Here is a 20650-nt window from a genome sequence, read left to right as displayed (position 1 = left end):
ACTGGCCCAGTGCAGCCCGAAGAGATCGTGCCGACCCCCCAGCCCCTCTCCCGATCAGCGGCCGAGCGGCTCGCGGGGGCGCTGAAGGCCGTCGCCGACCCGACCCGGCTGCAGTTGCTCAGCATGATCAGCGGCAGCGCGTCGGGCGAGGCCTGCGTCTGCGATCTCACCGCGCCGCTGGGGCTGACCCAGCCCACGGTCAGCCACCACCTGAAGATCCTCGTCGACGCCGGGCTGCTGACACGGGAGAAGCGCGGCAAGTGGGCGTGGTACGCCATCGTCCCCGAACGGCTCGACGCCCTGCGCGGGCTGATCCCCTAGCGACTCCAGCAGGCACAGCAGCCGCGTGAACAACTCGCGCCCGTCCGGCGTGGCCCGGTATCCGCGGTGGCACGGCTCGATCAGCCCCGCCTCCCGCAGGACCTCGAGCTCCCGCCGCGGGCCGGGCGGCCCGCCGCCGCGGCGGACCACGACGCTGAGCAGGCGCAGCCGTTCCGGGTCCGCGACGGCCTCGAGACGGCGGGCGCAGGCGACGGCCGTGGCCAGGGGGAGAGGCGGACCCGGCGCCGGGCCGGGACAGTCGGCGGGAAGGAGAGACGGCGGCCTCTCATCCATGGGCACGCGTCAATCCTCGATGGCCCGCACGGGGTTGTCCAGGTTTGCGCCCGCACAGGGGTCCCTACAGCGGGCCGCGGTGCCAGGGGCCGCGGATCGCGTACGTGCGGCCCGGCGGGTCCAGTGACACCGTGTCGCCGAGCTGGTTCACGAACAGCACCGAGCCGTCCGGGCTGAAGCACGCCCCGGCGAACTCGCTGTCGTCGGCGATGTTGACCGCGAACTCGAACGGCTGCCCGCGCCGCGGGTCCAGCCCGATCAGCCGGTTGACGTTGACCAGCCCGGGGGCCAGCGGGTGCGGGTCGGCGTCCACCGAGCCGGCGTCGTCCTCGCACAGCACGATGCCGCCGCGCGGGGTGAACGTCAGGTTGTCCGGCGAGTCGAGCTCCCTGCGGCCCGGCGACTCGTACACCAGCACCAGCGTGCCGCCGTCGCGCCGGCCCGGGACGTACTGCCAGACCTGGCCGTAGCCCTCCACGTAGCCGTCCGCGCCGGGGGCGTCGCCGTTCTTGGCGTCGCCGCCGCTGGTGGAGTTGAAGAAGACGGCGCCGTCGCCGTACCAGCAGCCTTCGAGGCGGTTGAACTTCGCGCCGCCCTTGGCCAGGCCCTGCTGGGTGCAGGTCGGGGCGCCGTTCTCCAGGTCGGGGTCGGGGTCGTCGATGCGCACCCACTCGACGGGGAGCCGGGCGCCCATCGTCTGGCCCTCGCGGCAGTCGTAGCCGTCCACGCCCCTGACCTTGAGCATCTCCAGGACGCCGCCCTGGGTCAGGTCACGCGGGTCGCCGGGGCGGAAGCGGTAGAAGCCGTCGGGCTTGCCGGAGTCGTCCTCGGTCTCGTAGACGTACCCGGTGCGCGGGTCCACCGCGACGGCCTCGTGGGAGAAGCGGCCCATCGCCGTCAGCGGCTGCGAGGGCGCGGGGGTGCCGGGCTCGGGGCCGTTCAGCGGGACCTCGAAGACGTAGCCGTGCTTGCGCTGCCAGCCCTGCGCCACGCCGGCGGTCGTCTCCTCGCAGGTCAGCCAGCCGCGCCGGTGCAGCATCATGCCGCCCGCGCAGTTGACGATCGTGCCGTTGAGGCTGACGAAGTGGCTGAGCACCTCGCCGCTGCGCAGGTCGACCTCGAGCGTGGTGGTGCCGCCGACGCCCAGCTCGTCGTAGCGCTGAGAGCCTTCGACGTGCACCCGGCCGACGGGGGAGCCGGGGGTGGTGCGCACCTCGTGGTTGCGGATGAGGCGGGCGGTGTGGCGGCGCGTCCCGGGGAAGGCGGCCATGCCGTCGTGGGCGATCGGGGTCGCGACGCCGTCGGACATGACGGTGCCGGTCCTGCCCAGCACGATGTACGAGAACCCGGCCGGCAGGGCCAGCAGTTCCTCGCCGGTGTTCCTGGCGGGCGTACGGCGCAGCGGCCCGTACCCGGCGTGCCGGGAGCCGGCGGGACGGCCGGCGTCCGCCCAGGAGGCGTGGGCGGTCAGGGTCTCGATGGCGATGCCGCTGGCCAGCACGCCACCGGTGGTGGCCAGGCCGCGGCCGAGGAAGGATCGTCGATCAAGCTCGGTCATGGTGCTTCCCCTCGGGACAAGGGCATAGACGCATGCCTATATGTCGCATTTGATGAACGAATGCTTTCGACAGCGTAAACGGCGTCTTGCATGCCGAGAGGGCCCATTTATCCCCGAATCAAGCGTCGTCGCTGGTGGTCACACGTGTTCAGTCGGCCCTGCCGCTGAGCGTGTCCTCGAGGCGGGTGATCGCCGTCGCGATGCCGTCCTCCTCCGCGAGCCGCCCGGCCAGCGCGCGGGCGGCGGAGGCCGCGCCGGTCGCGCGGTCGAGGGCCGCCGCCAGCCCGGCCGGGGTGAGACGACCGGTCAGCGGCGCGGCGGCGACCCCGAGCCGGTGCAGGCGGCCGGCCCAGAACGGCTGGTCGCCGATGAACGGGCGGACGACCTGCGGCACCCCCGCGCGCAGCGCCGCCGCGACCGTGCCGATGCCGCCGTGGTGCACGGCCACCGCCACGCGGGGCAGCAGCCAGTCGTGCGGCACGTCCTCGACCACCAGGACGCCATCCGGCTCCGTACCGGGCCGCAGCCCGCCCCATCCCGTGGCCAGCACGGCCCGCCGCCCGGCCAGCCGCAGCGCCTCCAGCACCGTGGCGGTCAGCGCGCGGGGGTCACGGCCGACCGCGCTGCCGAAGCCCGCGTACACCGGCGGGTCGCCCTCCTCCAGGAAACGGGCCAGCCGGTCGGGCGGAGCCCAGCCGGAGGCCGCGGGCATGCTCCAGAAGCCCGTGGGACGCGCCGACCGCGGCCAGTCGGCGGGCGCGGGCAGCAGGTGCGGGCTCCAGGCGTGCAGCACGGCGCCCCGCCTGGCCACGTCGGCGACCGGCCGGAACCCGCTCGTCAGCCCCAGCGCCTCGGCTCGCCAGGTCCGGATCAGGCCGCGGTAAGGGGCCTCGATCATGGCCGTGATCCGCCAGCTCGCCCGGTTGAACGCGCGCGGCAGGCGCAGCGGCAGGATGGGCGAGGCGAACGCGGCGGTCGGCACGTAGAGGGGGAGCAGCAGCCCGGCGACGGCCGGGACGCCCAGCTTCTCGGCCACGTACGGGCCGCCGAGCGTCTTGGGATGGTAGACGACGACGTCGGCCTCTCGATGGGCCAGCTCGGCCTCGTCGTCCAGGACCCGGCGGACCATCGGCTTGACCGACCGGGCGGCGGTCACGGCCGCCCGCGCGCCCCTGCCCCTGGCCAGGTCCTGAAGGTCCAGCATCTCGTCGTTGAGCGGCACGTAGTCGATCCCGTGCGCGGCGGCGAGCGGCTGGAAGCGGCGCGGCGCGGCCACCACCGGCTGGTGCCCGGCGGCGAGCAGCCCCCTGGCCAGGGCGAGGTACGGCTGCACGTCGCCCCGGCTGCCCACGGTGATCAGTAAGGGTTTCATCGGCGTCCCTCCGCCTCCGTCCCGCCCGTGCACGGCGGGTTGGGAACACCGTCCACCTCCGGCGCGTCCCTGTCACTCCCCCGCTCAGGAACGAGCCCCGCCGGTCGGGAAATGCCCCGCCGCTCAGGAGCGGGCCTGGGAGGCGGGCGGGGCCATCGGGCCGAGCGCTGGCCGGGTCCGGAGGAGGGCCGTCACCTGGGCTCCATCCTTACCCTGAGCTGCCGAGACGGCGTATCGTCTCCGCATGGCTGACGATCAGTTCGAGCACCCCCGCCTGGCCGCCGTCTACGACGCACTCGACTCCGACCGCAGTGACCTGCAGGTCTACGCCGCCATCGCCCGCGAGTTCGGGGCCGGCGGCGTGCTCGACGTCGGATGCGGCACGGGCACCTTCGCCCTGCTCCTGGCCGGGCTCGGCGTCGAGGTGACGGGCGTCGACCCGGCCGCGGCCTCACTCGACGTCGCCAGGGCCAAACCGGGTGCCGAGCGCGTGCGGTGGATCCACGGCGACGCGACCGCCCTGCCCCCGATGCGGGCCGATCTGGCCACGATGACGGGCAACGTCGCCCAGGCGATCTTCGAGCCGGCGGACTGGTCGGGAACGCTCCAAGGGATCCACGACGCCCTGCGGCCCGGGGGGCGCCTGGTCTTCGAGACCCGCGATCCGGCCAGGCAGGGCTGGCTGGAATGGAACCGGGCCGCCTCCTACCGGGTGACCACCTTGGCCGGGGTGGGCGAGGTGGCGACCTGGTGCGAAGTGGTCGACATCACCGGGCCGCTGGTCACCTTCCGCGGGACGTGGGTGTTCGGCTCCGACGGGGAGCGGCTGACGTCGTACTCGACGCTGCGCTTCCGCGAGCGTGACGAGGTGGAGGCGGAGCTGGCCGCGCACGGATACGTCGTGGACGACGTGCGCGACGCGCCCGACCGGCCCGGCAGGGAGTTGGTGTTCGTCGCGCGGCGGCCGGAGGGATGACGGCGATGACGCCCGGATTACGCCCGCCGGCGTAGCCCACGATGGGCCGCCGGTCGGACGCGGAGCACCGGCCCCGCCGGGGATCGTGGGCACACAGCCCACGACAGAACGGGGATTCGTCATGTTCCGCTTGCTCACGGCCGGGGTCACGGCCGGGGTCACGGCCGGGGTCACGGTCGGGGTCACGGTCGGAATCACGGCCGGGGCCGTGGCCGCCGCGCCCGTCCAGCAGCCGGTCGTCGACTGGCTCGGCCGGAACGCCGCGCCGGGCGTCACCCGCGCGATGATCGGCCAGGCGACGGTCGTCGGGCTGGGCGAGTCGGCCCACCTGACCCACGAGGAGGCCACGCTCAAGTTCCGCACCGTGCGCTTCCTGGTGGAGGAGATGGGGTTCCGGTCCATCGCCTGGGAGGAGGACTGGACGGCGGGCGTGATGGTCGACGACTACGTCCTGACCGGGCGCGGCGACCTGGACGCCCTCATGGGGGAGCTGTCCACCACGTGGCGTACGCGCGAGGTGCGCGACGTGCTGGCCTGGCTGCGCGCGTACAACGCCGCCCACGACGACAAGGTGCGGTTCGTCGGCGTGGAGTACTACGCCACCCGCGCCCTGGCCTACGACGCCGTCTCCTCCCACGTCGCCAAGGCCGCGCCGCACCTGCTCGGCAGGCTCCAGCGGCACCTGAAGCCGCTGCGCCCGCGTCACGAGAGCACGCGGGCCAACCTCGAGTGGTACATGGGGGTGCGGGACAAGCGGCCCTACCTCCGCCACGCGCGCGCGGTGCACCGGCTGGTCGAGCGGCTGCCCGCGAGCCCGGAGCAGCGTCTGGCCCTGCACCACGCCCGCCAGATCCTCTCCTGGTACGAGGGCTTCAGCCTGGCGGACAACACCGCCTACCGCGACGCCCGCGCGGCGGAGAACCTGCGCTGGTGGCAGCGCCGCACGGGCGACAAGGTCGCCTACTGGGCCGCCTCCGCGCACACGGCCGACGCCCCCGGCCTGCGGGTGGTGCTCGGCGATCAGGCCCTCACGTTCGACAGCGCCGGCTCCCACCTGCGCCGCTGGTACGGCGACCGCTACCGCTCCATCGGATTCCAGTTCGACCACGGGACGCTGAACGCCGGAGGCGGCTGCGCGTCGGCCCCCGCGCAGGTGCCCCGCCCCGACCCCGGCTTCGCCGACCGGGTCTTCGGCGACACCGGACTCGACGAGTACGCGGTGGACCTGCGTGCCCCCGCCCCCGAGGCCGTGCGCGACCGGCTGCGCGCGCCCGCCAAGGTCCGCGCCTACGCGGCGTACGTCCCGGCGCAGGCGCAGGGCTCGTACATGACCGGCGGGTCCCTGGCCCAGTGGTTCGACGTGATCGTGCACCGCCAGGTGATCACGCCGTGCGCGGCCCTGTGACGGACGTTAAGAACATCATCAGGATTCGGTAAGCGGCCTGCTCCAAGGTAGTTTCAACAGCCGAACGGATCTGAGGGGAACGGCACATGAGGAAGCTCATCGAGTCCACGTTCGTCACCATGGACGGCGTCATCAGCGACCCGCACGTGTGGGGGCCGCCCTACTGGGACGAGGAGCACAACGCCTACAGCGCCAAGCTGCTGTTCGACGCCGACGCGCTGCTGCTGGGGCGTGAGACGTACGAGGGTTTCGCCGAGGCCTGGCCGTCGCGGTCGGGTGACCCGTACACCGACCGGATCAACAGCCTGCCCAAGCATGTCGCCTCCACCACGCTGAAGGAGGCCGACGCCTGGAACGGCAGCCTCATCCAGGGCGACGTCGCCGAGGCGGTGGCCGAGCTGAAGCGGCGGCCGGGGCAGAGCATCCTGAAGTTCGGCACCGGCTCGCTCGACCGCACGCTCATCGAGCACGGGCTGGTCGACGAGTTCCACTTCTGGGTGTTCCCCGTCATCGCGGGCGGCGGCGACCGGCTGCTCGACGGCCTGGACGTCACGCACCTCGAACTGCTCGAGACGACCCGCTTCACCTCCGGCATCGTCGTCCACACCTACGGGCCGAAGGCCTAACCGATTCCGCGCGCGGCCGGGGTGTACTACTATCCGCTGGTACGGCGGTGCTCTCCCGCCGAACCTCCAGAGCGGGTCCCCACGCGACCCGCCGATCGCGGAGGCAAAGGGGACGTCAGGAGCCTCGGGAGCCGCGCTCAGCACGGTCGACGCTCCAACGCGGCCGCCACGGGCCGCGGGCGTGGGCCGGGTCCTGGCGACGGTCGCGGAGAGAGCCGTACATGACCAGCAAGAAGCAGCTCAAGGCCCGCATCCGGGCGCGCATGGCCAAGACGGGGGAGAGCTACACCACCGCCCGCGCCCATGTCGCCGGCCGCGCCGAGACCGTCTCCGACGGCGGCTGGCGGTTCGCCGGCGGGCGGCATCCGTCTAGTGCGGCGATCACGTCCGTGCTCGTCAACCAGGGCATGGCCGTCAGCGAGCCGATGGTGTTCCTGGCGGGCGGGGGCATTGGGGCGGGGTACATCCTGTGGGAGTTCCGGCACGACGAGTCCCGGCACGTGGTGCTGGGGTTCCGCAACCTGTGGCAGTACCACGAGCGGTGGATGGGCAAGACGCTCGGCCGGCTCGGGGTGCCGTACGACGAGCACCACACGTCGGGCGTGCGCGCCGCCGGTGAGCGGCTGGCGGCCGAGCTGGACGCGGGGCGGCCGTGCGTGGTCCTGCCCGACCGCTTCCACACCGGCTACTGGCAGTTGCCCGCGGCCCTCGACGGGCATGGCGGGCATCCCGTGGTCGCGTACCGGCGGGACGAGGGCGGGGTGTACCTCGACGATCGGGGGCAGGCGCCGATCCGCGTCCCGCGCGAGCGGTTCGACGCGGCCCGGGGGCGGGTGGGCTCGTACAAGAACGTGCTGCACGTGCTGGGGGAGGCCAAGCTCACCGAGGCGGCGCTGGCCGGCGCCGCCCGCGAGGGGCTGCGTGACTGCGCCGAGCACCTGTCGGCCGCCTCCGACTCCTTCTCGCTGCCCGCCTGGCGCAAGTGGGCCAGGCTGCTGGTGGACACCCGCAACGCCAAGGCCTGGCCGAAGGTCTTCGCCGACCGGCGCGGCCTGGCGGACGCGCTGCTGTCGGTCTGGGAGGGGGCCGAGCCGGTGGGCATCGACGGCGGCAACCTGCGTGACCTGTTCGCCGACGCCCTCGACGAGGCCGCTCTCCTGCTCGACCGGCCGGGCCTGGCGGAGCTGGGCGGCCGGTTCCGCGAGATCCACGGCCTGTGGCACGAGCTGGCCGAGGCGGCGCTGCCCGCCGAGGTGCCGGAGTTCGCCAGGATCCGGGAGCTGACGGCGGCGATCAAGGAGAGCGTCATGGCGGACGGCACCGCGGGCGGCCCCGAGGCGGCCCGGGCGGCGGAGGAGCTGTGGGCGGCCCGCGCCGCCGCCAACGACTCCCTCGCCACGCTCGCCGACACGGGACCGCTGTTCACGGGGCTGAGCTCCCGGATCACGGCGATTCACGAGGCGGAACGTGACGCGATCGCCTGGCTGACGACCCTGGGCCGCGACCTGGGTTAGACCCTGGGCGGAGTGCGGCGGGGCGGTTTTCGTCCCGCCGCTACTATCCCCGTTCGTAGGATCACAGGCCGAGCAGGGCGTGGCAGTGGTGGGCCAGGAAGACGCTCAGCCCCGGCGCGGCGGCCAGCGCGGCCGGGCCGGTCGGCAGCGACGCCACCGCCACCAGCCCCGTGAGGCGCTCGCGCCGATCCAGCGGGGCCTGCAGGTGCAGCATGCGGCGCACCCGCGCCAGCGCCGTCTCCCCGCCCGCGCCCAGCGCGAACGCCGGCGCCCGGCCGGTGGCGAGGCGGACCAGGGTGGCGGCCGTGCTCGGCGTGGCCGGTTCGCCGAGCAGTGCGGCACCGACCTCGACCAGCGCCGCCACCGTCATGAGAGGCGCTCCTCGGCCGGCGGGACGCACGTGCGCGGGCGGGGCGCCCGGGTCATGAGAGGCGCCCCTTGGGCGGGTAGACCTGCAGTGCCGCCTCCAGCGCGCTCGCCTCCTCCGGCGTGAGCCGCTCCAGGAAGTGCACCAGCGTGGCCGCCTGGTTGCCGCTGCGGGCCAGCGACTCGCGCATCACCTCCGCGGTGTACGCCTCCTTCGACGACACCGCCTCGTAGATGTAGGCCCGGCCGACCGGCCGGCGCTTGAGCAGGCCCTTGGTGTGGAGCTTGTCCATCACCGTCATCACCGTCGTATAGGCCAGGGCGCGATCCTGGCGCAGGTGCTCGAGCACGTCCCTGACCGAGGCGGGCTCCTTGATGGCCCACATGCGGTCCATGATCGTGGACTCGAGCTCGCCCAGTCCGCGCGCCATCCGGCTGCCCCCCTCTACCTCGTCGAGGTGCGCTCAATGCTACCGGCGATCGTAGAGACCCGGCCAGGCAGGCGATCGAGGGTGTTGACAGCCAAACCAACCAAGCGCATGCTTCGGGCGGCGAGGGGCCACCGGGCTCCCCTGGGGAAGGGATCGATCGATGGGACCTGCCGTGCCGGCCCCCGAGGGCCTGACCGCAGAAGGCCGCAGCCGCCGCACCCTGCTTCTCGCGGGCGGGATCCTCGTGACGGGCGCGGCGCTGGGCCAGTCGCCGGCGTACGCCGACGCCGACTACGACGTCGTGGTCGTCGGATCGGGCGCCGCGGGACTGACCGCCGCGCTCACCGCCGCCAAACGCGGGCTGCGTACCGTCGTCCTGGAGAAGGCGCCGACCTTCGGCGGGACGGCGGCCCGATCGGGCGCGGGCATCTGGATCCCGTGCAACGAGGTGATCCTCGCCGCCGGCGTGCCCGACACCCCCGCCAAGGCCGCCGCCTACCTCGCCCGCGTCGTGGGCGGCACGGTCTCCGCCGAGCGGCAGCAGGCGTTCCTGTCCGCCGGACCGGCCATGATCTCGTTCGTGACGCGCAACAGCCCACTGCGCTTCCGGTACATGGAGGGCTACTCCGACTACTATCCCGAATACCCCGGCGGGATGCCGAACGGGCGCTCCATCGAGCCCGACCAGCTCGACGGCAACGTCCTCGGCGCGGAGCTCGCCCGGCTCAACGCCCCCTACATCCCGGTCCCGCAGGGCATGGTCATCTTCAGCGCCGACTACAAGTGGCTGACGCTCAGCGCAGTCCACCCGAAGGGCATCGAGGTGACCGCGGCGGCCCTGCTGCGGGGCACGGAGGCGGCGCTGCGCGGCGAGAAGCCGCTGACCATGGGCCAGGCGCTGGCCGGCGGGCTGCGGGCCGGCCTGCTCGCGGCCGGGGTGCCGGTGTGGCTCAACACCCCGCTGCTCGACCTGCACGTCGAGGCGGGCCGGGTCGCGGGCGTGGTCACCTCCGCGGGCGTGGTGCGCGCCCGGCGCGGGGTGATCGTCGGGTCGGGCGGGTTCGAGCGCAGCGCGGCGATGCGGGCCGAGTTCCAGCGCCAGCCCATCGGTACGAGCTGGACGCTCGGCGCCAGGGAGAACACCGGCGACGGCATCGAGGCCGGCGAGCGGGCCGGGGCCGCGCTGGAGCTCATGGACGACGCCTGGTGGGGCCCGGTGATCCCGCTGCCCGGTGAGCCGTACTTCTGCCTGGCCGAGCGCACGCTGCCCGGCTGCGTGATCGTGAACGGCAAGGGCCAGCGCTTCGTCAACGAGGGAGCGCCGTACAGCGACGTGGTGCACGTCATGTACGACCGCAACACCCCCGCCACCCCGCACATCCCCGCCTGGCTGATCGTCGACCAGCAGTACCGCAACCGCTACCTGTTCAAGGACGTCGCCCCGCTGCTGCCGTTCCCCGACTCCTGGTACGACAGCGGCGCCCTGCACAAGGCCTGGACGATCGAGCAGCTCGCGACCCGCATCGGGGTGCCGTCCGCGGCCCTGCGCGCCACGGTCACCCGCTTCAACGGGTTCGCGGCCGCCGGCCGGGACACCGACTTCCACCGCGGCGACAGCGCCTACGACCGCTACTACGCCGACCCGTACGTCAAGCCCAACCCCTGCCTGGCGCCCCTGTGGCTGCCGCCCTTCTACGCCTTCAAGATCGTCCCGGGCGATCTGGGCACCAAGGGCGGCCTGCGCACCGACGCCCGCGCACGGGCCCTGCGGGCGGACGGCTCGGTCATCCCCGGCCTGTACGCCGCCGGCAACGCCAGTGGAGCCGTCATGGGCCACAGCTACGCCGGCTCCGGCTCCACCATCGGCCCGGCCATGACCTTCGGCTACATCGCGGCCAACCACATCGCCGACACGCCGATCTAGTCGGCCGTCTCCAGGTTGTCGATCATGCGGCGGAGCGTCCGCGTGAACGCCTCCAGCTCCGCCTCGCCGATCCCGCGCACCAACAGGCCGTCGCGCTCGTACAGGGCCAGGAGCTGGGCGGACTGCCCGGGGGTCACGCCGGTCCCGGCGATGTCGACCCGCGGGCCGTTGCCGAGCAGCCGGCCCAGATGGTTGATCAGGTAGCCGAGGGAGGACCGGCGGGGAAGCGAGGTCACACGCGTTCCTTGGAGCGGTCAGGTGGCGAGGACGGGCATGACCAGCGTATCGGGCAGGAAACCGGGCCGCCGGAAGCGGTAGCGTGGCGATCGCCGTCAGCAGCCACCCCCCGCCAGTCCCTTCCATCCGCCGCACGAAAGACAGGACATGCAGATCACGAACGCCGTCGTCACCGGTGCCGCCAGCGGGATCGGCCGGGCCCTCGCGGCGCGGCTGCGCGCGGACGGCGCGCACGTCACGCTCGCCGACATCGACGCGGCGGCCCTCGCCGTGGCCGCGGAGGAACTGGGCGCGGCGTCCTTCCCCGCCGACGTCTCCGACCCCGGGGCGATGGAGGCGCTGGCCGCCGCCGTGCCGGACGCCGACTTCGTGTGCCTCAACGCGGGCATCGTCGGCCGCGACCTCGGCGCGCCGTGGGAGGTGAGCCCCGAGGACTGGGAGCGGGTGTTCGCGGTCAACGTGGGCGGCGTGGTCAACGGGCTGCGCGCCTTCGTGCCCCGGCTGCTCGCGGCGGAGCGGCCCGGGCACGTCCTGATCACCGCCTCGCTGGCGGGGCTGGTGACGTTCGCCGTCGGCGGGGCGTACGCGGCCGCCAAGCACGCCGTCGTCGCCCTCGCCGAGCAGACCGCCCAGGGCCTGGCCGGCACGCCCATCGGGGTGACCATGCTCTGCCCCGCGCTCGTCCGCACCGGAATGTCGCCCGAGGGCGAGGACCCGGCCGACATCGCCGCCGCGGCTCTGGCGGCCGTGGGGGAGGGGCGCTTCACGGTGGTGCCCGACGGATGGGGCGGCGCGATCGAGCGGCGGGCCGCCCTGCTGGCCTCCGGCGCGCAGCCAGAACCCCCGGCCCCCGCCTGAGCCACCGGCACCGGCACCGGCACCGGCACCGGCACCGGCCCGAGCTTCGGGCGCCGGCTGAGCCGGCGACGCCCGGTCGGGCCGGTTCTCACCATCGCCCGGTCCCCGTGCTCGGCGGGTGGCCGGTTCGGGTGGTCCTTCGATTAGGGTGAGCCCCGAGGGGAGGGGAGCGACATGCGCACGAGGCTTTCCGCCGCGCTGCTCCTCGTCCTGTCCTGGTTCCTGCCGGCCACCGCTCACGCGCAGGTCGTCCAGCAGGTCGCCGCCGTCCAGGCCGTCTCCTGGCGGGCCGAGCAGCAGCAGTCGGGGATGCGGCAGGTCCCCCACCCGGCCCCCGCGATGCGCGCGTGGACCGGCCTCCACGGCGTCACCGGGCCCGGCGCGGCCGTGCTCGACGCCGGGCTGCCCGGCTTCCGGCACCCGTGGGCCGCCATCGTCGCGTCCGGCTCCGCCGACGCGCCCGCCCTCCGCCGGCCGATCGCCGCGCCGGCCAGGGCGCCTCCCTCCGCAGCGTTCTGAAGCGCTTCTTTCCTGCACTTCTGAGCCTGTGGAGGCTTCCATGTTCCGTGCGCCTTTTTGGCGTGCGCTGGCGGCGCTCGCCGTCATCGCGACCTCAGTGATACTCACCCTCACCACCGCGCCACGCCTGGGTCTGGACTTACGCGGTGGCACCCAGCTCGTCTTCGAGACGAAGAACTCGCCCACGGTCCAGGCCGACGCCGAGTCCACCGAGCGGGCGATCAACGTGCTGCGCCAGCGGGCCGACGCGCTCGGCGTGGTCGATCCCACCCTGGTCCGCTCCGGCGAGCGGCGGATCATCGTCGAGTTGCCGGGCGTGCTCGACCCGTCGCAGGCGGCCGAGGTCATCGGCCGCACCGCGCAGCTCGCGTTCCACCCTGTGCAGGGCGCGGCCGAGCCCGGCGACCGGGCGGCGGTACGCGACGAGAACGGCGCCCCGCTCAAGCTCGGGCCCGCGGCCATCACCGGGGACGGGGTGAGCGACGCCGTCGAGCAGAGCGACCCCCAGCGCGGCCCCGGCTGGTGGGTCGGCCTCGAATTCCGCGACGCTGGCGCCTGGCAGCGGCTGACCGGCGCGGCCGCCTGCCGGCCGCAGGACGACCCGGGGCGGCGGATCGCCATCGTGCTCGACAAGGAGGTCATCTCCTCGCCGCCGCTCGACCCGTCGGTGCCCTGTGAGGCCGGGATCCCCGGCGGGCGCGCCGACATCACCGGGTCGTTCACCCATGAGGAGGCGCGCGACCTGGCCGTGCTGATCAAGGGCGGCGCGCTGCCCGTGCCGCTGGACCTGGTCGAGCAGCGTACGGTCGGCCCGACGCTCGGCGCGGCGGCCGTCGACGCCAGCGCGAAGGCGGCGATCGCGGGGCTGATCCTGACCGCCGTGTTCATCGTCGCCGTCTACCGCCTGGCCGGGCTGCTGTCGGCCATCGCCCTGCTCTGCTACGGCCTGATCTCCTATGCCGCGCTGGTGGCGATGGGGGCGACGTTCACGCTGCCGGGGCTGGCCGGGTTCGTGCTGGCCATCGGCATGGCCATCGACGCGAACGTGCTCGTCTTCGAACGGGCCAGGGAGGAGTACGGCCAGGCGCCGGGCCGCGGGCTGCGGTCGGCGCTCGACCGGGGCTTCAAGAACGCCTGGAGCGCGATCGCCGACTCCAACGTCACCACCCTGATCGCCGCCGGGCTGCTGTTCTGGCTGGCCTCCGGGCCGGTCAAGGGCTTCGGCGTGACGCTGGCGGTCGGCGTGCTGGCCTCGCTGGTGTCGGCCATGCTCATCACCCGCGTGCTCGCCCACGCCGTCATCGACAGGGTCGGGCCCCGGCTGTCGGGGCTCGGCTCGGCCGGAGCCGTACGGACGTGGCTGACGCGCAGGAACCCGCAGCTCATGAAGGCGGGCAAGGTGTGGCTGGCGGTGGCGGGCGGGCTCGTGGCGGTGGCCGTCGCCGGGCTGGCCGCCCGCGGGCTGAACTTCGGCGTGGAGTTCACCGGCGGGCGGCTCGTGGAGTTCGCCACCAGCCGGCCGCTCTCGGCCGACGCCGCCGGGCAGGCGGTCACGCGGGCCGGGTTCCCCTCGGCGGTGGTGCAGGCGTCCGGCGACGGCGTCACGGTACGCGCCGGGCGGCTCGGCATCGAGGAGGTGGCCAGGATCGAGCAGGCGCTGGAGGCGCAGGCCGGTGAGGTGACCAAGCGGCGCGAGGAGTTCATCGGGCCCAGCCTGGGCGAGGAGCTGCGCCGCAACGCCCTCATCGCGCTGGGGGTGGCGGTGGCCATGCAGCTCACGTACCTGGCCGTCCGGTTCAGGTGGACGTTCGGGGCGGCGGCGGTGCTGGCGCTGGTGCTGGACGTGCTCGTGGTGGCCGGCATGTTCGCCTGGCTGGGCAAGCCGATCGACGGCGTCTTCCTGGCGGCGATGCTGACCATCGTCGGCTATTCGGTCAATGACAAGGTGGTGGTGTTCGACCGGGTCAGGGAGCTGTGGACGGCGCGGCGCGGCGAGCCGTTCGCGGCGGCGGTCAACGGCGCGATCCTGCAGACCATGCCGCGCACGGTCAACACCGGGCTCGGGGCGCTGTTCATCCTGCTCGCCCTGATGGCCTTCGGTGGCGACTCGCTGCGCGACTTCGCGATCGCGCTGGTGTCCGGGATCGTGGTCGGCACGCTGTCGTCGGCGTTCGTGGCCGGTCCCGCGGCGATCCTGCTCGCCAGGTACGACCGCCGCCCGGCCCCCGAACCCCCCAAGCCCCGCACGCCGCGCGCCCGGGAGGGCAGCGGGGCCGTCGTGTGAGGCGTCACCGCCGCCCGCTCCGGTGGGCGGCGGTGACGGCCATGCCGTTACGAGAGGGCCTCTTCGCGGGGACCGGTGTAGGCGATGCGGCGGTACCACTCGTTCGACAACATCTGGGCGCGGGCCTGTTCGGGCAGCGCGGTCAGCATGGTCATCGACGCCCCCCGCCCCACCTCGGACTCGTGCGCGTGCATCGCCGCCCACTTGCGCTCGGCCCACCGAGAGACGTCCAGGTGCGTGGTGACCTGGTCGTCCGGCACTCCCGGCAGCGTCTGGCCCGGCTCGGGGGGAGCGCCGAAGACGGCCTCCCAGTGCGCCGCCACGACGGATCGCGGGATGGCCGACAGGTAGAGGGCGCGCGGCCGCCACGGGTCGCCGGCCTCGGGATAGAGCTGGTCGTAGCCGGCCGCCTCGACCGCCGCCATGGTCACGCGGTGCGCGTGGACGTGGTCGGGGTGGCCGTAGGAGCCGTAGCCGTCGTAGGTGAGCACGACGTCGGGCCGCACGCTCCTGATGTGCTCGACCAGCCGCCCCACGGCCTCGTCCAGCGGGACGTCCACGAAGCGCGGCGCGCCGGGCGCGGAGTCGGCGTTGCGGGCGTCGGCGTAGCCGAGCAGCCTCGGCTTGCCGGCCCCGAGAAGGTCGAGGGAGCGCTCCAGCTCGGCGGCCCGGCGCGTGCCCTCGGCCCACGTGCAGGTGACGACCGCCGTCCTGGCGCCCTCGTCGGCGTATCTCGCCAGGGTTCCGCCCGTCCAGATCGCCTCGTCGTCGGGGTGGGCGTGCACGCACAACAGGCCGAAGTCCATTCAAGAGCCTCTCTGCACCATAGGGACGCTGATGGTTGGAAAAGGTACGGCATCAACCGTCGCCCGTGGCCGGGCCGTGCGCGTTTTCCGTGGTGTTGCGGGGAAGAAGAGCACGCATGGAGGTGCTGAGCAGCCGGGTGCTGCTGCGTCCGAACGACCCCGCGCGCAGCCGCCGCTTCTACGCCGAGACGCTCGGCCTGGCCGTCTACCGCGAGTTCGGCCCGCCCGACCATCCCGGTGTGGTCTTCTTCCTGGGCCAGGGCTTCCTGGAGCTGTCCGGGCAGTGCGGCGACGGGCCCGGCCCGGGGGTGTCGCTCTGGCTGCAGGTGCGCGACGTGGCCCGCGAGCAGGAACGGCTCCGGCAGGAGGGCGTCACCGTGCTGCGCGAGGCCCGCCAGGAGCCGTGGGGGCTCATCGAGCTGTGGATCGCCGATCCCGACGGCCACCGCATCGTCCTGGTGCAGGTCCCGGCCGACCATCCGCTGCGCCGCGACCCGCGCTGAGCGCGGCGTTCCGGCTGGTGCTCAGCGCGGGCACACCGGGCAGCCGGGGTCCGGGGTGAAGGGCCGGTGCTCCTGGACCATCCCGTTACTCGGGTCGAGCGTGATGAGCGCGCCCGCGGCCCGCGGCTCCTCGAAGCGGGTGAGATAACGCAGCGCCTCGTACGCGATCAGCGACCCGATCTGCAGGGCCGGCGGGCCGATCAGCGCGGTCCGCGCCGTCAGCCGTCCCCTGGCGCGCTCGGCGAAGCCGCCCGCGCCCGCCGGATGGTTGTTCTCGTCGCACTGGACGCACGGCGTCCGGCCGGGATCGACCGAGCAGTACGTGATCTCCGACCGGGTCGCCCCGCCCACCACCAGCGGTAAGCCCGCGCGCACCGCGGCCTCGTTGACCCACAGGTGGGCCTCGGGGTGCCCGTCGAGGCCGCCCGCCACCAGGTCCACGTCGTCGAGCAGGTCCTTGAGGTCGTCGGGGCCGGAGATCCACCGGTCCACGGGGCGCACCTCGGCGCACGGGTCGTAGGCGCGTACCCAGGCGGCGGCGCGCTCCGCCTTGGACGCGCCGATGTCGGCGTGGCGGTAGAGGAACTGCCCGGCGAAGTCGCCCGGCTCCACCTCGCCCCTGTCGACCAGCGTCAGCCTGCCGACGCCGAGCCCGGCCAGGCACTGCACCAGCGACGAGCCCGTGGCGCCGACGCCGGCGACGAGCACGTGCGAGCGTCTGAGCTGGTTCACGAAGTCGGCCCGGGGGCGGTCGAGGGTGGCGTACGGGCCGAAGAAGGCGAGGGTGGAGGCGTGTCTGGCGTCCAGGGCGGGATCGCCGAGCGTCAGGTCGGACTCGCACTCGACGAGCCCCAGCGCGTCGAGCCCCTCGATCGCCGCGCGCACGGCGTCCTCGTCGAGCTCGACGCCGGCCGCCGCCAGCCGGTCGCGGAGCCCGGCCACCGTGCCCGGCCCCTCATCGAGCGCCGTCAGCAGCGCCCCCACCTGGCCGTCCTGGTCACGCAGCCGGATCACCTCGCGCGGGTCGGTCAGGACGAGCAGCTCTCCGCCCAGCGGCTCCCACGCGCATTCCTTCAGTACGATCCGCATCGCTCCTCCTCGGCGCCGAGTCTCCTTCCGCGTTCCGACCAATCTGCGGTGGGCCGCCATAAAACGGCCATGAATTCGCCATATGAACGCGCCGCGCGCCACGCGGCCGGACCAGCGGACGGCCTGGAACTGGCGATATGTCCGGGCATAATGGGCTTGACTGGCAGCGCTGACGGTTTCCCCCAAGGAGAGCAAGGAGGATCATGCTCGCCACGATGACCACAGCCCTCGTGATGACAGCGTCCCTCGCCCTGACCCCCGCCGCCACTACCACGACCACGACCACCGCCACTGCCGCGGCGAAGCCCAACCTGCGGGCCTGCTACGACGGCAAGTGCAAGCTCACCCTCACCAAGTCGGTGTCGTTCCGGATCAGCCCCCGGTTCGGCATCACCAGGCTGGCGATCAGCTTCACCGGCTCCACCGTGCGCGTGAAGGGCACCGGCCCGGGGGTGATGTCGCAGGCGCTGCTCGGCCGTGGCTCCTCGGGGTCGGTCAACGGTATCCAGGTGCGCATCGTCAAGCTGTCGTCGAGCAAGGCGGTGCTGCGGCTGACGACCAGACGGTGATCAGCCGCAGCGCAGGAGCAGCACCGCGATGTCGTCCGAGCGCTGCGCCGCGACCGGTTCGATGAGCGACTCCGCCAGGTCGTCCAGGGCCTGGCCGTGCCTCGGGACGAAGCGCGCGGCCAGGGCCTCGATCGCGTCGCCCAGGTCGACGCCGGGCTCCTCGATGAGCCCGTCGGTGTAGAGGATCAGTACCGAACCGGGCGGCAGGGGCACCTCCGCGGTCGGGTATTCGGCGTCGGGATCGATGCCGAGCAGCAGGCCGGGTGAGGTGTCGATGATCTCGGCGGCGGCGCCGGGCCGGCCGAGCAGCGGCGGGAGGTGCCCGGCGCTGGCCACGCACGCGGTGCGCTCGCTCAGGTCGAGGCTGACGTACAGGCAACTGGTGAAGCGGTCGGGGGCCAGCTCGACGAGCAGCCGGTTGGTGTGCGTGAGCACCTCGCCGGGGGTGGCCCCGGCGCTGGCGTGGGCGTGGATGGCCGTGCGGACCTGGCCCATGAGGGCGGCGGCGGTCACGTCGTGGCCCTGGACGTCACCGATGACCGCCGCGACCTGCGTGTCGGTGAGGCGGATCAGGTCGTAGAAATCGCCACCGATGTCCATCCCCGGCATGGCGGGCACGTAGCAGGCCGCCACCTCCAACCCGTGCAGGTGGGGCAGCTCGTGGGGCAGCAGGCTCGCCTGCAGGCACTGGGCGAGCTGCTGCTTGGAGTCGTACAGGCGGGCCCGCTCGAACGCCTGGGCGATCAGCCCGGCGAGCGCGGTGAGGGAGGCCCGTTCGTCGACGGTGAAGCGGTGCGGCCGGTCGTAGGCCAGGACGCAGGTGCCGATGGACCTGCGCGAGGTGACCAGCGGCAGGAACGCCCACGCGCTCATGTCGTCGGAGCGGATGGCGTCCGGATAGGTACGGCGCAGCTCGTCCCAGGACGCGAAGAACCGCGGCTGGGTGGGGTCGAACGGTTCGGCCGAGGAGATCGCCGGGATCGCGGGCCGGCCGTCGAACTCCTCCACGGCCTGCTGGCTGTAGCCGCGCGAGGCCTCCACGTGCAGCCGGTCGCCCCTGGTGGTCAGGATGGCCAGGGCCTGCACGTCGTAGACCGGCATGACGTGGTTGGCGACCAGCTCGATCACCTCCTGGGCGGTCACCGCCCTGGTGAGGCTGGTCGACAACTGCAGGATCTCGTGCACGGCGATCAGCCGGCCGGGCCGGTCGCGGCCGATGGCGAGCCCGGGGGAGCGCTTCGACGTGCCGGGGGTGATGCGCACGGTGATGCCGGTCAGGGCGGGGTAGAGCCAGAAGGCCAGGTGACGGCCCGAGGGGTTGCGGGTGGTGAAGTAGGTGACCTGGCGGCTGACGGCGGCGGCGCGGTAGCGGTCCTCGGCCTCGGGGTCGTCCAGCCAGGACAGCGCCTCCCACAGGCGCCGGCCGTTCAGCTCGGACACGGGGGTCTCGAGCATGTCGCAGGCCGGCGCGCTGATGAGCGTCACGCGGCCCTCGACGTCCAGCGAGCAGTATCCCTCGGGCAGGCGGTTGAGGACTTCGAGCGCGATCAGGTCGGCGCGCGGGTTGACCTCCTGCACGGGGTGCGGGTCGAGCATGCGGGGCTGGGACCCGGCGGTGATCGGCCGGCCCGCCTCGGCCGCGCCGTCGAGCAGCTCGCCGATCTCGGCGCAGGCCCGCTCGATGACCTGAACCTGGTGCGGGGTGAGGTCGGCCGCGTGACCGGCCGGCCACAGGAGCAGGAAACAGCCCCAGATGGTGTCGCCGGTGCGGATGGGGGCGAACGCCGACGCGAAATGGTACGGCAGGCCCATCGCCGCCGCTGGGAACTCCCGGGCCAGTTGCTCGCGGCCACTGATCCAGATCAGCCGCCGCTCACGGACCGATGCGGGCACCGGCAGCGGGTCGTTCGTCCTGATCCTGGACCACGCCCGGCCGATCGGCGCGGGCAGCCCGACCTGGGTCACCATCTGCAGGACCCGGTGCGCCTCGTCCAGGAGGTAGACGGCCCCGATGTGCGCCCCGGCGTTGACCGCGGCCTGGATCAGCAGCTCGTCCAGGCGCTGCGAGTCGTTCGCCGCGCCCGGATGCGAGGTGCTTCCGTCCAGCACCGCCTCAACACGTCCCGCTCACGCAACGTGAGCACGGCCGGCACTTGAAACCGCTCATAATGGCAGAATACACGCAGTAAAGGAGTGAATAACTTACTCTACGTCAATGCTCTGGGCAGGTCGTCCCCGCCCTCCGACGGCCTACGGGGGCGAAGGCAGGCGGAGCTCCCGTTCGAGCAACTGGTGCATGTGCGCCCGGAAGCGCCGCAACTGACGGACGTCGTGGACGCCGTGCCGCTCACCCGACCCGTCGAGCACCCCGCTCAGCGTGAACCCGTGGATGCACCAGATCATCGTGTACGTGGTGTACAGCGGGTCCGCCCCGGCCGCCTCCGCCATCGCGGTCATGCTGTCCACGGCGAACTGGGCCAGCGGCTGGGCGTTGTGGGAGTCCGGGTCCCCGATGTCGCAGGCGTCCGACAGCCAGCGGTGCGCCCACAGCGCGGGCACCTCGGGATGGTCGGCGACGAGGTCGATGTAGCCGTCGACGAACCGGTGCAGCGCCTCGGCCCGCTGCTCGGGCGGGGCGGCCAGCAGTTCCTTCGCCCGTGCCTCGATGACGTCCGCCAGGAACCGGTGGGCCCGTCCCATGACGTCCAGGTAGAGCCGGCGCTTGGTCGGGAAGTACGTCGTGAGGCGCTCGGCGTCCAGCCCGGCGGTGTCGGCGATCTGCGCGATGGACGTGCCGTCGTAGCCCAGCGCGGAGAACAGCCGGGTCGCCGACCGCAGGATCGACTCCCGCTCGGCGGCCTCTCGAGAGTCCATGCTGGCGACCATAGGCGGCCGGCGCCGGCGGGCCTATGACCCGATCGACAAGCAGGGGTAAAAAACGCGAATAGGCACCCCGGCGACATGCCCGTTGAAAGGTTCGGTATGGTGCCGAAAGTTT

At 73.3% G+C, this 20650-nt stretch carries 20 protein-coding genes; 11 read left to right on the top strand and 9 right to left on the bottom strand.

The genetic code is table 11. The annotated features are described in order from the left end of the window. Positions 1–9: 9 nt before the first annotated feature. Positions 10–321 carry a metalloregulator ArsR/SmtB family transcription factor gene (locus AB0I15_RS35870; protein WP_358105561.1) on the top strand — a complete coding sequence of 104 codons (312 nt, stop codon included), beginning with the start codon at positions 10–12 and terminating at the stop codon, positions 319–321. 358 nt (positions 322–679) lie between these two features. Here AB0I15_RS35870 and AB0I15_RS35865 read toward each other — a convergent pair whose 3' ends face one another. Then, positions 680–2173 carry an alkaline phosphatase PhoX gene (locus AB0I15_RS35865; RefSeq protein ID WP_358105558.1) on the bottom strand — a complete coding sequence of 498 codons (1494 nt, stop codon included), beginning with the start codon at positions 2171–2173 and terminating at the stop codon, positions 680–682. 148 nt (positions 2174–2321) lie between these two features. After that, positions 2322–3545, bottom strand: a complete 1224-nt coding sequence (locus tag AB0I15_RS35860) for a glycosyltransferase (RefSeq protein ID WP_358105555.1) — start codon at positions 3543–3545, stop codon at positions 2322–2324. Between the two features lie 244 nt (positions 3546–3789). On the opposite strand from AB0I15_RS35860, the gene AB0I15_RS35855 reads away from it, so the two are divergent. The 4 genes from AB0I15_RS35855 to AB0I15_RS35840 all read left to right on the top strand — a co-directional run bounded on the left by AB0I15_RS35855 (position 3790) and on the right by AB0I15_RS35840 (position 8066). After that, positions 3790–4521 carry a class I SAM-dependent methyltransferase gene (locus tag AB0I15_RS35855; RefSeq protein ID WP_358105552.1) on the top strand — a complete coding sequence of 244 codons (732 nt, stop codon included), beginning with the start codon at positions 3790–3792 and terminating at the stop codon, positions 4519–4521. Positions 4522–4642: 121 nt separating this feature from the next. After that, positions 4643–5926 (top strand): erythromycin esterase family protein, encoded by a 1284-nt coding sequence (locus AB0I15_RS35850; protein WP_358105549.1) that lies wholly within the window; start codon positions 4643–4645, stop codon positions 5924–5926. An 86-nt stretch (positions 5927–6012) separates the two neighbouring features. After that, the gene (locus AB0I15_RS35845) at positions 6013–6552 is read left to right on the top strand and encodes a dihydrofolate reductase family protein (protein ID WP_358105546.1); all 540 of its coding nucleotides are present in this window, start codon (positions 6013–6015) and stop codon (positions 6550–6552) included. 221 nt (positions 6553–6773) lie between these two features. Further along, positions 6774–8066, top strand: coding sequence for a BtrH N-terminal domain-containing protein (locus AB0I15_RS35840; RefSeq protein WP_358105543.1), 1293 nt, complete (start codon positions 6774–6776; stop codon positions 8064–8066). A gap of 61 nt (positions 8067–8127) precedes the next feature. On the opposite strand, the gene AB0I15_RS35835 is transcribed toward AB0I15_RS35840, so the two are convergent. Together AB0I15_RS35835 and AB0I15_RS35830 are read right to left on the bottom strand one after the other, a co-directional pair. Further along, the gene (locus AB0I15_RS35835) at positions 8128–8436 is read right to left on the bottom strand and encodes a hypothetical protein (protein WP_358105540.1); all 309 of its coding nucleotides are present in this window, start codon (positions 8434–8436) and stop codon (positions 8128–8130) included. Positions 8437–8488: 52 nt separating this feature from the next. Further along, positions 8489–8863 (bottom strand): BlaI/MecI/CopY family transcriptional regulator, encoded by a 375-nt coding sequence (locus AB0I15_RS35830; RefSeq protein WP_358105537.1) that lies wholly within the window; start codon positions 8861–8863, stop codon positions 8489–8491. Between the two features lie 160 nt (positions 8864–9023). On the opposite strand from AB0I15_RS35830, the gene kstD reads away from it, so the two are divergent. Next, positions 9024–10787 (top strand): 3-oxosteroid 1-dehydrogenase, encoded by a 1764-nt coding sequence (kstD, locus tag AB0I15_RS35825; RefSeq protein WP_358105534.1) that lies wholly within the window; start codon positions 9024–9026, stop codon positions 10785–10787. Here kstD and AB0I15_RS35820 read toward each other — a convergent pair. Further along, positions 10784–11023, bottom strand: a complete 240-nt coding sequence (locus AB0I15_RS35820; protein ID WP_358105531.1) for a hypothetical protein — start codon at positions 11021–11023, stop codon at positions 10784–10786. The two genes, kstD and AB0I15_RS35820, sit on opposite strands and share 4 nt — an antisense overlap. 148 nt (positions 11024–11171) lie before the next feature. Between AB0I15_RS35820 and AB0I15_RS35815 the strand changes: the two genes are divergently transcribed. The 3 genes from AB0I15_RS35815 (at position 11172) to secD (ending at position 14685) form a co-directional block, all read left to right on the top strand. After that, the gene (locus tag AB0I15_RS35815; protein WP_358105528.1) at positions 11172–11882 is read left to right on the top strand and encodes an SDR family NAD(P)-dependent oxidoreductase; all 711 of its coding nucleotides are present in this window, start codon (positions 11172–11174) and stop codon (positions 11880–11882) included. Positions 11883–12056: 174 nt separating this feature from the next. After that, entirely contained in the window at positions 12057–12401 is a 345-nt protein-coding gene (locus AB0I15_RS35810; protein ID WP_358105525.1) for a hypothetical protein, read from the top strand. A gap of 40 nt (positions 12402–12441) precedes the next feature. Continuing rightward, complete coding sequence (gene secD, locus AB0I15_RS35805) at positions 12442–14685, top strand: protein translocase subunit SecD (protein ID WP_358105522.1); 2244 nt, start codon at positions 12442–12444, stop codon at positions 14683–14685. A gap of 47 nt (positions 14686–14732) precedes the next feature. Here the strand turns inward: secD and AB0I15_RS35800 are convergent, their stop codons facing one another. After that, positions 14733–15491, bottom strand: a complete 759-nt coding sequence (locus AB0I15_RS35800; protein ID WP_358105519.1) for a PIG-L family deacetylase — start codon at positions 15489–15491, stop codon at positions 14733–14735. 116 nt (positions 15492–15607) lie between these two features. On the opposite strand from AB0I15_RS35800, the gene AB0I15_RS35795 reads away from it, so the two are divergent. Then, positions 15608–15994 (top strand): VOC family protein, encoded by a 387-nt coding sequence (locus tag AB0I15_RS35795; RefSeq protein WP_358105516.1) that lies wholly within the window; start codon positions 15608–15610, stop codon positions 15992–15994. A 21-nt stretch (positions 15995–16015) separates the two neighbouring features. On the opposite strand, the gene AB0I15_RS35790 is transcribed toward AB0I15_RS35795, so the two are convergent. Continuing rightward, positions 16016–17083, bottom strand: a complete 1068-nt coding sequence (locus tag AB0I15_RS35790; RefSeq protein WP_358105513.1) for a ThiF family adenylyltransferase — start codon at positions 17081–17083, stop codon at positions 16016–16018. A 215-nt stretch (positions 17084–17298) separates the two neighbouring features. Here AB0I15_RS35790 and AB0I15_RS35785 point away from each other — a divergent pair, with 215 nt between their 5' ends. Next, positions 17299–17652: a hypothetical protein gene (locus AB0I15_RS35785; RefSeq protein ID WP_358105511.1), complete on the top strand. Its 354-nt coding sequence runs from the start codon at positions 17299–17301 to the stop codon at positions 17650–17652. Here the strand turns inward: AB0I15_RS35785 and AB0I15_RS35780 are convergent, their stop codons facing one another. Continuing rightward, positions 17653–19761, bottom strand: coding sequence for a SpoIIE family protein phosphatase (locus tag AB0I15_RS35780; RefSeq protein ID WP_358105508.1), 2109 nt, complete (start codon positions 19759–19761; stop codon positions 17653–17655). It lies immediately after the preceding gene. Positions 19762–19902: 141 nt separating this feature from the next. Then, positions 19903–20526, bottom strand: a complete 624-nt coding sequence (locus AB0I15_RS35775; protein WP_358105505.1) for a TetR family transcriptional regulator — start codon at positions 20524–20526, stop codon at positions 19903–19905. Positions 20527–20650: the final 124 nt, after the last annotated feature.

The sequence above is a fragment of the Nonomuraea sp. NPDC050643 genome (genome assembly GCF_040654715.1).
Lineage (GTDB): Bacteria > Actinomycetota > Actinomycetes > Streptosporangiales > Streptosporangiaceae > Nonomuraea.
The sequence above is the reverse complement of the archived record's forward strand: the minus strand, read 5'-3'. Positions and strand labels throughout refer to the sequence as shown.